This is a genomic window from Acinetobacter halobius (assembly GCF_044130335.1).
In the GTDB taxonomy this organism is placed as follows: Bacteria; Pseudomonadota; Gammaproteobacteria; order Pseudomonadales; family Moraxellaceae; genus Acinetobacter.
The window spans coordinates 1-12,868 of sequence record NZ_JBIQOD010000019.1; the positions used below are offsets into that span (position 1 = coordinate 1).

Below are 12,868 nucleotides of genomic sequence, written 5' to 3' on the forward strand. Positions count from 1 at the left end.
AGTATTCTGATGTGACAAAACCTGAATCCTTGTAGTTGAAGTGTTTGTTCGCACTTATATTTTAACTACTTTGGACTCAGGTTTTTTTATTTAACTCTAACTATGGGACAGCAGTGCCTTCGGGTGCTTTTTGCTTAGTTATTTTTCGCAAAACTTCATGAAAGCTTTGAGTCCTGGGCCTTGGTACTTCTGACGATGCACCAACATGAACAGTGGACGGGTGAGAGACCAAAACGGTGTATCAAGCACCACCAACTGGCCTTTTTCACGCAAAGGTTCAGTTGCCAGTTTTGAAATACAGGACATCCCTAAACCACCCGCCACGATTTTTAAAATCGCTTCATTATGACCCAAGGTCAGACGGATATTGGCATCAGGCAAGTCTTTCAAAATAGCATTATCAAATACTTCACGTGTACCTGAACCTTCTTCACGCAAGATCCACTCGACCGATTTAAAGTCATCTGCGGTCAAAGTACGGTCTAGTTGTGCAAGAGGGTGGTTGGGTGCACAGCAGACGGCTAATTCATCGTCACGCCAGTGAATGCATTGCAGTTGTGGTAAGTGACAAGAGCCTTCAATCAAGGCCAAATCCAGTTGGAACTGATTCACTGCCTCAATCATTTGACGGGTATTACCAACTTGTAGCTGTAAATGGGCTTGAGGTTGAATTTGTAAGAAGTCAGCCATCAGGTCAGGCATGAGGTAGTCACTGATGGTTAGAGTTGCACCTAAACGTAAATCAATGCTTTGTAACTCACCTTTAGCGGCTTGCTCGAAAGCATCACAGCGACCCAAAATTTCTAAAGCCTGTGGCAGCAGGAAACGACCCAGATCATTGAGTTGAAGACGCTTACCTAGACGGTCAAATAAAGGTGCCCCCAAACCGTCTTCTAGATCAGCTAAAGCCATACTCGCAGCACTCTGGGTGAGTCGAACCGCATCACTGGCTTTGGTTACTGTGCCTTCTTGAGCAACTGCTACAAAAACCGCCAACTGGCGTAAAGTCATGCGCATGAATATAGCCTTAACATTTAAAAAATATTAACAAATTATGTGGTCATGCTAACATGAGCAACGTCTTTGATGCCACGCTGAAATCATGTCAATTGAAAAATTTAGCCTAGAAAAGGTTTTATCCGTACACCGTTGGACCAATACACTTTTTAGTTTCACCATGACGCGACCTGCACATTTTAAGTTTAGCGCAGGACAATTTGCCCGTATTGGCATCAAAGTGGGTGATGAATTGGTAGTTCGAGCGTATTCGGTGGTGTCCTCTCCCTTTGATGAAACTTTAGAATTTTTCTCGATTGTGGTGCCAGAAGGTGCCTTTACCTCAAATTTACAACACTTAAAAGTTGATGATGACATCTACCTTGAAAAGATCCCGTACGGCTTTTTGACTTTGGCGCGTTATCAGTTGCCACTACCAAAAGACTTATGGTTACTGGGCACAGGGACAGGGCTAGCACCTTTTATTTCGATGTTACAAGACTTTGAGACGTGGTCGAAGTACGAGAGCATTACACTGGTTTATAGCGTACGTACAGCTTCTGAACTGGCCTATGCAACACGTATTCAGGAAATTGCAGAGACCTTTGGCGAGGGCCATACAGGCTTTAAATTTGTGCCGATTATTACGCGTGATCCGCATGCGCCACTACATGACCGCTTACCCGTACTGATTGAAAATGGTGAGCTTGAAAAAGCAGTTGGTTTGAGTTTGAATCCTGAAACCAGTCATGTGATGTTGTGTGGTAACCCGCAAATGGTCGAAGACACCAAAGAGGCATTAAAAGCACGTGGCCTGACTATGAATCGCCGTGGTGAAGGAAATATTGCGGTCGAAAACTATTGGTAAAGCTATTTCGCTAATAAAATGCTCATCGAATGATGGGCTTTTTTTATTCTTAGATTAGCATTTGAATCACTCAGATTTTAAACTTGGCTTAAAAGAGAGATCACTGCTTGTACGCTCAGATCGCGCTATAATTCCTCTTTTGCACTGGGTTGGATGGGTTATGTCTTCAGCGTTAAAAACGACGGCTCAACCAGAGGTGAGGCTTAGCCCGCAGCAGAAAAAATTAAATCGTTTGATTGAACGCATTGAACAACAAAAACAAGAACTGGCAACATGGCAAAATGCGCAAGCCGACATTCAAAACTATACATGCAGTAAGCTTTTAACTGTGTATAGCGAATTACATACGGTTTTGTTTACACAGCTGGATACTATGTGGAATCATTTAGCCAGCGATGCCTTTAGCAAATTAGATTTGGTGCAGATCGACACCAAAATAGCCGTTTTAGCCAAGATGCTAAAAAAATCACAGATGCTAACTTCCGCTCAAAAAGAGCAGGTAGAGAAAGTGGATACTTTCTATATACAGCATGCAGAACATATATGCTCGAAGAAAGCCAAAGCAAACTCAATACAAAGTCATGACCTCGTTGAAACGGTAGAACAAAACGTGGATGTGGATTGGGAAAATTATGAATATGATTCTGCCCAGTATGAAGCAAAGCGGGAACGTGCCAAGCAGTTAAAACAACAAGAAAAACGTGAGCAAGCGGTTAAAATGGCAGCGCAGTCTTTGAAAACCGTATATTTAAAAATTACCGCGATGATTCACCCTGACCGTGAGTCTGATGAAGCGAAGAAGTTAGATAAGACTGAACTTTTGCAGAAGGTCAATGAAGCCTATGCAGAGCAGGATTTATTTTACTTACTCAAACTTCAGTTACAGCTTGAACAAAATAAAGGTGTTGGCGCGAAAGAGTTATCTGTGGAGCAAGTGAAGTTTTATAAGCTGGCGTTGGATGTACAAAGTCAGCAACTTGAAAGTCAAATTGAAGAGATTTTAGATTTTTTTCAGTTGGCGAAGAAAGTGAAAGCGGAGCATGTGCATATTAGTGATGTCTATAAAGCCATAGATGCGGACTGTGCTGAGTTAAAGCAGCAGTTGAAGTGGGAAAAAGAGCGTTTAAAGCATATGAAAAAAGTGAGTGGAGTAGAGATGTTGTTGGAGCATGGGGTTTTATAAAAAATTAAATATAATAGGAGCTTTGTCTTGAAAAATAACTTTATGCATACATATGTTTAATCAATTATCAAAAATAAAGAGGCTACTTTGAAGCACTATTACCAACTAATACTTATGGGAGCAATTGATCATCGATTACTTCCAAAAATTAAAGATGTTTTTTTTGAAAGAATTGATGAATTAGGAATTGATAGGACATTCTTTAAAATTCTTGATAGATATAATTTTGAAGAATATACAGATGCAAATCCTGCATTTTGCATTTACATGGGGCAAAGAACTGACACAAGTTTTTTAGATGAAGACATTGTTAATAAATTGGTAATGGATGCGACTTTATTACTTCCATTGATTGATGAAGATTTATCACAATTTAACAATTTAGTGCCTGAGTTAATTCAAAAATATAATGGGTTAAGTCTTTTAGGGTTGCCAATAGATTTGGCTATTGAAAAAGTTGTGAATAATGCATTAGAGGCTTTTAATTTACTCAAGGCAAAGCGGCGTGCATTTGTAAGCTATAAACGTAGTGATTCATCAGGTGTTGCAATTCAGTTATATGAATATCTTGAGCAACACAACTTTGACGTATTCCTTGATACTCATTCAATTCGCAAATCTGAGCCATTTCAAGATGAGTTATGGCAAAGAATGATTGACAGTGATGTTGTTGTACTCCTAAGTACAAAAAACTATTTAGAAAGTGAATGGACAAAACAGGAACTTGCAAATGCTAACGCAGCTTCATTAGGTTTAGTTCAAGTAGTTTGGCCAGATTTTGACGTAGTCTCGGGTACAGAGCTTTCTGAGGTATTTAAACTAAACGAATCAGACTTTATTAATGATGATTTTGAAAATAAAAATGCTAATTTGAAAGAAGAGAGTCTGCTACAGATTGTCAAATTTACGGAATCATTAAGAGCTCGAACTTTAGCTTCCCGACAAGATAATTTGATCTCTAGCTTTATGCGTTATGCTGACAAATATAACGTAACAGCAACCCTTTCAAGTCATAAATTTATCGAGCTTGAAAAAGATGGTGAAAAATCGATAGTCGTTCCTGCGATTGGTATGCCTAAAGCATTAAATTGTGAAGAATCACAAACTCTCATTAAAGCTATTTACGAAGATCAGCTAGATAAGATTTTCATTCTATATGATGAGATTCATATTCGAGAAATCTGGCTACGACATTTAAATTGGCTAAATGAGCATTTGCCAGTAAAAACCAAAGAAATTAGTAAGGTGTCAGAATGGCTAGTAAGTTAAAAAAAATATTTTTATCGGCAAGTATTCCATTAGCAGATAGAGATCCAAAATATTTTGATACTGCTGACAATACTGCTATACGTGATGCTGTGATTGCTCTAGCTAGAATAGTTTTACCGAAAGCAGAATTGATATGGGGAGGTCATCCTTCTATTACCCCATTAATTAAATTGGTCTTGGAAAAACAACAGTTAAAAGTTGAAGACCACGTCACACTATATCAATCTAATTTTTTTGCGGAATTTTTCCCACCTGAAAATGAATATGTTGAAAAAATTATTCGAACGGATGCCTTAGATGATAAAGCTTCCAGTCTGCAACTAATGCGCAAAGAAATGATTACTAAAAATGATTTCTGTGCTGCTATTTTTATTGGAGGAATGGAGGGAGTTGAAGATGAATATAAATTATTTAGAGAAACTCATCCATATGTGCCTGTTTTTCCAATAGCATCAACAGGTGCAGCTTCAAAAATTTTATATTTTAAAGATAAGTTTGATGATGAGAGATTATTAAGAGATTTTTGTTATTTACCCTTATTTGACGAATTATTTCAGGGGATTGTAGATGGGAAATAAGATTTTTATTTCATATAAATATGCAGATTCTAGTGTACAAAGGTTAAGTAGCACTCCATATTGGGATCAAACAACGCCACGCCATTATGTTGATATCATTCAGCAAAAGGTTCTTCCTAAATATGGTCATATTAATAAAGGCGAAAATGACGGAGAGTCTTTAGCAACTTTTAAAGAATCAACAATTTATTCTAAATTAGCAGATAAAATTTTTGATAGTTCTATTACTATTGTTCTTATTTCTCCGAATATGAAAACTTTTTACCCTGCTGAAAAAGATCAATGGATTCCATGGGAAATTTCTTATTCATTGAGAACTAAAAATAGAAAAGGAAGTTATAGCAATCCAAATGCAATACTAGTAGTAGTTTTACCTGATTATTTAGGTAACTATAATTATGTTAACAATTACGGTTTTGGTTTTGAAATTATTAAATTGAATAAAAATAATCTTAAACCAACCTATTCATACGGTATATATGAGCAAGACTATATTGTTACTTGCACATGGGCTCAGTTTCTAAGTCAATTTGATAATTGGATTGAGAAAGCACTTAAAAAGCAAAGCCATGTAGAAAAATATAATTTGAGAGTTAATTTTTAGCTTTTATTCAGGTGTGTTCATATAAGTGACACGCCTGAACCGTTTGAAAAATATGTTCTAAATGACTTTCCATTGATTTCAGAATATTTCAGTTCATAAAGGGCATTTAGGCTGTTTTTTTCAATTTTTGGGTATAGCTCTAAATATTCTTGTCCTGTATATGTTCCTTCTGAATTATATCTGACTGGTAAAATACCAATTTTATTTGGCTTATAGCCGTCGAAATAGCCTAGTTCCCACGGCATCCATTTGGAAGTCGTTGCATTATTTGAATCGACATATATTAAAAATTTGGACTGTTTCATTCTTGTACGAAGCACATTTGCTGTTGTTACATTTACATGCGCACGATCAAGTTGAGGATCATCTACCCAATCTATGTATACGGTGTAGCCACTTTCTTCTATAAATTTTTTGATACCTAAAATTAGAGTTTTATCTTTAGAAGAGTGTGAAAGAAAAATATCAAAGTTATTTTTCAGATTTTGTTGTTTTAGAGATTCATTAAAATAGCTTTCCATACTTATGTTGAAGCGAGATGCTTCACTTTCAGCATAAGCTTTCATTTCATTAAATGTAAAAAAACGCATAAAAAATCCCCTCTAATTAGAAGGGATTTTAGTTTAAATATTAATCATTTGAAAGCATTAAAGTGCTGCAATTTGCTCCATATTCGCTTTAATCTTCGCTAACTGGTCAGCAAACTCAGCAAGTTTAACTTTTTCACCTTCAACCACAGCCGCAGGTGCTTTTGCCACAAAACCTTCATTGCCCAATTTAGTTGCAATTTGGTCATGCTGCTTTTGCACTTTGTCTAAGTCTTTCTGTAGGCGACCGAGTTCCGCTTTCGGGTCGATTAAACCTTTCATCGGAACGAATACAGACACATGACCCACAACAGAAGACGAAGACAATGGTGGTTGTTCAGCATCATTTAGGAAAGTAATGCTTTCAACTTTCGCTAAAGCTTTAAACAACGCTTCAATACGGGTGATCTGTGCTTTTTCAGCATCAGTGGTGTTTTGAAGTAGAACTGGCAACAAACGTGCATTACCTAAGCCCATTTCACCACGGATGTTACGTACCGCACCAATCAAACCTTGAAGCCATTGCATATCGGCTTCAGCCTGTTCGTTTACACGCTCAGGGTTAGCAACAGGGTACTGCGCCAGCATGATGGTTTCAGCAGAAATACCAAGTTTCGGTGCAAGTGTTTGCCAAATTTCTTCAGTCAAATACGGCATGATTGGGTGTGCCAGACGTAAAGATGCTTCCATCACCGCAAGAAGTACACGACGAACTTCAGCTTTACGCTCAGCCGATACGTTTTCATCGTTCAGAACAGGTTTAGTCAGTTCGACATACCAGTCACAGTATTCATTCCAAATGAACTCGTAAATCGCTTGTGCAGCCAAGTCTAAACGGTAAGTTGCGAAAGCTTGTTGTACCGCAGCTTCGGCTTTTTGCAAACGGCTTACGATCCACTGTTCAGGCAATTCCCAAAGGTCTTGGCGAACTTCAGTGCCAATCACTTGCTCTTCACAGTTCATCATCACGAAACGGGTTGCGTTCCAGATTTTGTTGGCAAAGTTACGGTAACCTTCAACACGTTTCATGTCGAACTTAATGTCACGACCTGTGTTGGCAAGCGCACAGAAAGTGAAACGCACTGCATCTGTACCATAGGCTTGAATGCCTTCTGGGAACTCTTTACGGGTCGATTTTTCAATCTTCGCTGCTTGTTTCGGGTTCATCAGACCTGTAGTACGTTTTTGTACCAAAGTCTCAAGGTCAACACCGTCAATCAAGTCTAATGGGTCAAGTACGTTACCCTTAGACTTCGACATTTTTTGACCTTCGCCATCACGAACTAGGCCGTGAACGTATACCGTTTTAAACGGAACTTGTGGCGTACCATCTTCATTTTTCATGAAGTGCATCGTAAACATAATCATACGAGCAACCCAGAAGAAGATGATGTCAAAACCAGTCACCAATACATCCGTTGGGTGGAAGGTATTGAGGAAATAGTTTTCCGCATCTTTCTTGGCATCGCCAGTCCAACCCAAAGTTGAGAATGTCCACAGCGCAGAAGAGAACCATGTATCGAGTACGTCTTCGTCTTGGCTAAGCACAACATCAGCAGGGATGTTGTTTTTGGTACGCACTTCAGCTTCGTCACGACCCACATAGATGTTGCCTTCAGCATCGTACCAAGCGGGAATACGGTGACCCCACCAAAGTTGACGAGAGATACACCAGTCTTGAATGTTGTTCATCCACGCCATGTACATGTTGCTGTACTGTTCAGGCACGAACTTGATGCGACCATCTTGAACGGCTTCAATAGCAGGTTGAGCCAATGGTGCAATTTTTACATACCATTGGTCTGTCAATAATGGCTCAACGATCACACCTGAACGGTCACCGCGAGGTGGTTTAAGCGTATAAGGTTGGATTTGATCTAACCAGCCTTCTACTTCAGCTTGTTCAACCAGTTTTTTACGTGCAGCAAAACGCTCTAAACCAATATAGTCCGCAGGGGCAGGGATGGTTTTAGAAATTTGCTCACCCGCTTTCGCGATGTATTCAAACTCAGCCAATACTTCTGCATTTTTGTTGAAGATATTGATGATAGGCAATTCACAGCGCTTACCGACTTCATAGTCGTTAAAGTCATGAGCAGGCGTGATTTTCACACAGCCAGTACCGAATTCTTTATCGACATATTCATCTTTCACGATTGGAACAGCACGACCTGTAATCGGTAGAATGATGTTCTGACCCACAAGGTGCGTATAGCGTTCATCATCCAGTGCCACAGCAACCGCAGTATCACCGAGCAATGTTTCAGGGCGTGTGGTCGCTACAACGATGTGGTCTTTACCATCATGGGTACGTAGGTTTTTATCTTCAAAGAAATATTTGAAGTGCCACAATGAACCTGCTTCTTCTTTATCTGACTCAACTTCGAGGTCAGAAAGCGCCGTTTGTAATTTTGGATCCCAGTTCACCAAACGTTTGCCACGGTAAATCAAACCGTCTTCGTGCAGTTTAACGAACACTTCTTTGACCGCATTCGATAGACCTTCATCCATGGTAAAGCGTTCACGCGACCAGTCCACTGAAGAACCTAGTCGACGGATTTGACGAGTAATCGTGCCGCCTGATTGTTCTTTCCATTCCCAAACTTTTTCAATGAATTTTTCACGGCCGAGGTCATGACGGCTGACACCCTGAGCGCCCAATTGACGTTCAACTACCATTTGCGTTGCAATACCCGCATGGTCTGTACCCGGCTGCCATAAGGTATTTTTACCTGACATGCGGTTGTAGCGAGTTAACGCATCCATAATGGCATTGTTAAAACCATGACCCATGTGCAAGCTACCGGTGACGTTTGGTGGCGGAATCATGATACAAAATGACTCACCTTTTTCAGAGGGCTTAAAATAGCCACGCTCTTCCCAAGTTTGGTACCATTTTTTCTCGATCTCGGTCGGATCGTAAGTTGTAGCGATATTTTGCGCTGAATCAGTCATAGTTCAAACAGTTCAAAAGTAGATAAAAAATTGCATCTATTGTAGCAAAGAAATCGTAAATGGGGGCATGTAAAGCAAATGCGTTGATCTAGCAATTGCGACATGAAGCAGAGCGCTTTATGATGTGCTTACACCTAGAGTGCGCATTGTTCGCAGTAAAAATCAAAAAAAGGGGGGATCACGATGACTTATCAAATTTCTTTAAAATTAAAACCCGAAACTCACCAGCGCTTTACCCATATTCATCAACAGCTCAATGCAGGCGAAAGCCAAAATTTAGCAAAACCACTCGGTGAAGTTCTAGCAGATATTTCGTGTGAAGTAATTGATCAGGTCTTTGGGGATTTAGCCCGACTCTCAACTTCGGGCGATGGAGAGTCGGAAAAAGTCATCAAGCAGATTGTGGATACGATGCGTAAGTACATGCCGTGGTCTGTCTCCTTTTTTTCTAATGATCGCCTAACGCCTATGGTGAATTATTTAGATCGTATGATGTACGATGCTGAAGGAACCCATTTTCTAAGTTATCCTGTCGAAAAGACTTTGGTGAATGAGCTTTTGGGTTGTGCGGAGCAGATGGATAAAGGCAATAATCAATATGTATCACCTGCTTTAAAAGCATTTACTCAAATTGTGGATCAGGGGGTGACCAGTTTGATCCGTGAACCGAAGAAAATGTTGAAATTTAATGTAGTGGTGGATAAAACACTTAATGGGGTGATTAGTTTTACCACTCAATTGGGTTATAAACGCTTTGACAAATTAGGTCGTATTTATGATGCGCAGATGATGAGTCAATATTTTGATCATTTTCTAACTTTTTTAAATGATCAACCTACAAATAAAACTTCGGTATGAGGCAATAAGGACATGGCACAGTTAAACAGTTTAGATGCGAAAGTGGTGTGGATTACAGGAGCATCTTCAGGGTTAGGGGAAGCACTGGCTAAAGAATGTGCCTTACAGGGGGCTGAGGTCGTACTCACGGCAAGACGTTTGGATGAACTCGAAAAAGTCCGCGTTGGGCTGCTTAATCCAGATCAACACATTTCTATTTGTGCGGATATTACCGATGAGACGCAGGTGCGTCATGCCTATGAGCAAGTACTCCAGAAAAAAGGTCGGATTGATTGGCTGATTAATAATGCCGGTTTAAGTCAACGTGCCTTGATTGCCGACACGACCATGCAAACTGAACGCGCAATTATGGAAGTCGATTATTTCTCGCAAGTGTTTTTAACCAAAACAGTTCTGCCGACATTCTTAGCACAAAAATCAGGTCGTATTGCCTTTGTGTCAAGTGTGGCGGGTTTATTGGGGACGCAGTATCGTGCCAGTTATTCAGCGGCCAAGGCTGCTATTCACATGTGGGCAAATAGCCTACGTGCCGAAGTGGCCAATGAGGGCGTAGATGTATCGGTGATTTTCCCAGGTTTTGTTAAAACCAATGTCTCGTTTAATGCTTTAAATGGCGCAGGTAAACCGCAAGGTCATCAAGATGAAGCGATTGAAAATGGTTTAGAACCAGATATTTTTGCGCAAACCGTAGTAAGTGCTTTGCTGAAAGGTGAAGAATATATCGTAGTCGGTGGACGTAAGGAGAAAATGGGTGTTCTGGTGTCTCGTTTATCACCTAAAACATTGTATAAAATGATTCGTAAGATGAAAGTGAAGTAAAGTGAAACGGGCAGGGAGAAATATGTTCCCTGCCCGTTGAATTGATGTTTTCTTATAGATATAGTTTGGGATCAGACTTTTACTTACTGATTTTATTTAAATAATTTAAAAATAATTCCGCATTTTTCCCACGCACTTGCCAAGACATACAACGCACGCCACCGCCCATATGACAGACATTCGCAGACTGTACTGGAATCACGGTACGTTTGGTAACGCTACGAATTTGCTTTAAAGCGATAGCATCCTCTTTAATGCCAAATTGCGGGAAGTAGATCCGCTCAGGTGTGACCAGCATGTTGGTGTATAAGCCACATGCAGAACCAAACTTTTCATCATAAATCTCACTGCCATCATAAGGGGTGATGATTTCACGAATTTTGACATTAGGAATGCCGCGTTTTAGATCTGCTTTAAGCTGCTTGGCATAGTCGGGATCTTCAGGGTAGGAGTTAATTACCAGTGTATTTTGGTCGACAAAACTGACCACACCGTCCGCATGTTCCAAGCCGCCTTGTTCATCGGCTTCAATGAATGCAATTTGTTTGGCTCCTGTCAGTGCCATGAGTTTCTTACGCGCTTCGTTTTCGGTTAACTTGTTATCTGCTAAAAACTTGGTGCTGAGGACGACATTGCCATAACCATCTTCCACCCAATTACCACCATCATTCAACAGTTTGGTCTGAGTAAACTGTAAGCCTGCTTTTTGACTGTAGTATTTAAATTCATCCTGCACTTCATCTGAAATAGCCTGACCTTTTTTAGCCCCACCTTGTCCTGCGGCCGTGTAGCGAAATATGACGGGCTGAGCTGGATTGGCGCTGGTGAAGTCACGCATCCAAATGTCATGCATCGGTGCGATTGCTACATGCTTTTTTCCCAAGGCTTTGACATAGTCGGGGTAGAGCTGTTTGTCTGTCAGAACAACGACATTGTCTCCGTTTTTAATAATTTTTTTTGCATAATCGACGTGGAAATCGAAAATATCATCAATCATTCTTGCATAGTAAGCATCATTACTTTGAGGGGATGCCAGTACAATTAATTCAGCTTTGGCTATAAGTGGGATCATGCTGAGTACAGCCATACTTATTTTTAGTGCTAAAGATTTCATTATCTGTGACCTATTTACAGTGTAGGTGAAGTCCATTTTTATTTGTTCAGTGTAGAGAATTATGCTCTAGCTGTACGATAGAAGGTGATCGAGCATGAGCGATTTTGCGCACTCATGCTGTTTGAGTTTAGTGAATGGAGGATTGGTTCATAGTCGCTTTTTAAGGAATTTGAATGGCGGTCCCATAAGCAAAGACTTCGACCATACCACCTTGCATTCCCATTTCTGTAGTCGCCAGTCGAATACAAGCGATGTGTGTTGCGCCGTGCTTTTCTGCTTCAAGCTTAAGTCGGACAATAGCTTCACGACGGGCACGATCTACCACACTTTCATAACTGGTCAGCCGACCGCCCAAAAAGTTTTGCACAGTGGCCAGTATGTATTTGAAGTAATCATGTGAAATCACCACATTGCTACTGATCATGTGTCCAGACTGTGCAAAATTCACTTTGCGCAGATTACCCACAGTGATGTAGGCAAGTCGCTTTTCATTCTGTTCAAGTTCCGCCAAATGTTTGCGTTCGTTATAACGACCAAAACCAAAACCGACGCTAAACAGCACCGCAAAAATCAGCAGTTGGAAAATTAAACTTTCCATCGTTTAGGCCTGTGTTGGAAATGGATCGGGGAGATGGTTGTTTAACGGTGTGACACGGACGGCAGTGCCATACACAAATAATTCTGATGCACCTTGGGCAATATTTGAAGTTGAAAAACGAATTCCTACGATGGCATTTGCACCTAGGCCTTGTGCTTTTGCAATCATACGATTCATGGCTTCTTGGCGTGATTCTTCTAAAAGTTCAGTATAGGCCGTGAGTTCACCCCCGACGATATTTTTCAGGCCTGCCAGAAAATCGCGTCCGACATGTTTACTCCGAACTGTACTGCCATAAACCACGTCCAGTTGCTGAGAAATCGTATGTCCAGGTACAGACTCAAGGTTACTTAAAAGCATAATGTCCATTATTTAAAAGTGAGTATTGTCTTTGAAGATAGGAAAAAGCCGATGAAAAAGCAATAAAAAAGCCCACCGA

The 12,868-nt window shown here is 40.3% G+C and carries 13 protein-coding genes; 7 read left to right on the forward strand and 6 right to left on the reverse strand.

Annotated features, from left to right (window positions below; all coding sequences use genetic code 11):
* Positions 1–138: 138 nt before the first annotated feature.
* Positions 139–1,017, reverse strand: a complete 879-nt coding sequence (gigC, locus tag ACE01U_RS14140; RefSeq protein WP_086208141.1) for a LysR family transcriptional regulator GigC — start codon at positions 1,015–1,017, stop codon at positions 139–141.
* 85 nt (positions 1,018–1,102) lie between these two features.
* Between gigC and ACE01U_RS14145 the strand changes: the two genes are divergently transcribed.
* The 5 genes from ACE01U_RS14145 (at position 1,103) to ACE01U_RS14165 (ending at position 5,498) form a co-directional block, all read left to right on the forward strand.
* Positions 1,103–1,864 carry a ferredoxin--NADP reductase gene (locus ACE01U_RS14145; protein ID WP_086208140.1) on the forward strand — a complete coding sequence of 254 codons (762 nt, stop codon included), beginning with the start codon at positions 1,103–1,105 and terminating at the stop codon, positions 1,862–1,864.
* Between the two features lie 160 nt (positions 1,865–2,024).
* A complete protein-coding gene (locus ACE01U_RS14150) occupies positions 2,025–3,047 on the forward strand; it encodes a molecular chaperone DnaJ (RefSeq protein WP_395579784.1) in 1,023 nt (340 codons plus the stop codon).
* A gap of 87 nt (positions 3,048–3,134) precedes the next feature.
* Entirely contained in the window at positions 3,135–4,316 is a 1,182-nt protein-coding gene (gene thcB4, locus ACE01U_RS14155) for a Thoeris type III anti-phage system protein ThcB4 (RefSeq protein ID WP_489752747.1), read from the forward strand.
* A complete protein-coding gene (gene thcA, locus ACE01U_RS14160; protein WP_395579785.1) occupies positions 4,301–4,894 on the forward strand; it encodes a Thoeris type III anti-phage system protein ThcA in 594 nt (197 codons plus the stop codon). Before thcB4 ends, thcA begins: the two co-directional genes overlap by 16 nt.
* Entirely contained in the window at positions 4,884–5,498 is a 615-nt protein-coding gene (locus tag ACE01U_RS14165) for a TIR domain-containing protein (protein WP_395579786.1), read from the forward strand. Before thcA ends, ACE01U_RS14165 begins: the two co-directional genes overlap by 11 nt.
* A 17-nt stretch (positions 5,499–5,515) precedes the next feature.
* On the opposite strand, the gene ACE01U_RS14170 is transcribed toward ACE01U_RS14165, so the two are convergent.
* Both ACE01U_RS14170 and ACE01U_RS14175 read right to left on the reverse strand, forming a co-directional pair.
* Positions 5,516–6,088 carry a toll/interleukin-1 receptor domain-containing protein gene (locus ACE01U_RS14170; protein ID WP_314369714.1) on the reverse strand — a complete coding sequence of 191 codons (573 nt, stop codon included), beginning with the start codon at positions 6,086–6,088 and terminating at the stop codon, positions 5,516–5,518.
* A gap of 57 nt (positions 6,089–6,145) precedes the next feature.
* A complete protein-coding gene (locus tag ACE01U_RS14175; RefSeq protein WP_395579787.1) occupies positions 6,146–9,040 on the reverse strand; it encodes a valine--tRNA ligase in 2,895 nt (964 codons plus the stop codon).
* A gap of 183 nt (positions 9,041–9,223) precedes the next feature.
* On the opposite strand from ACE01U_RS14175, the gene ACE01U_RS14180 reads away from it, so the two are divergent.
* The gene (locus tag ACE01U_RS14180) at positions 9,224–9,898 is read left to right on the forward strand and encodes a hypothetical protein (RefSeq protein WP_110974404.1); all 675 of its coding nucleotides are present in this window, start codon (positions 9,224–9,226) and stop codon (positions 9,896–9,898) included.
* A gap of 12 nt (positions 9,899–9,910) precedes the next feature.
* Positions 9,911–10,717 (forward strand): SDR family NAD(P)-dependent oxidoreductase, encoded by an 807-nt coding sequence (locus ACE01U_RS14185; protein WP_110974400.1) that lies wholly within the window; start codon positions 9,911–9,913, stop codon positions 10,715–10,717.
* A 79-nt stretch (positions 10,718–10,796) separates the two neighbouring features.
* Here the strand turns inward: ACE01U_RS14185 and ACE01U_RS14190 are convergent, their stop codons facing one another.
* From ACE01U_RS14190 to ACE01U_RS14200, 3 genes are all read right to left on the reverse strand, one after another.
* Positions 10,797–11,831, reverse strand: a complete 1,035-nt coding sequence (locus ACE01U_RS14190; RefSeq protein ID WP_395579788.1) for an agmatine deiminase family protein — start codon at positions 11,829–11,831, stop codon at positions 10,797–10,799.
* Between the two features lie 160 nt (positions 11,832–11,991).
* Positions 11,992–12,429 (reverse strand): YbjQ family protein, encoded by a 438-nt coding sequence (locus tag ACE01U_RS14195; RefSeq protein ID WP_395579789.1) that lies wholly within the window; start codon positions 12,427–12,429, stop codon positions 11,992–11,994.
* Positions 12,430–12,432: 3 nt separating this feature from the next.
* Entirely contained in the window at positions 12,433–12,789 is a 357-nt protein-coding gene (locus ACE01U_RS14200) for a YbjQ family protein (RefSeq protein WP_119063175.1), read from the reverse strand.
* Between the last annotated feature and the right edge of the window lie 79 nt (positions 12,790–12,868).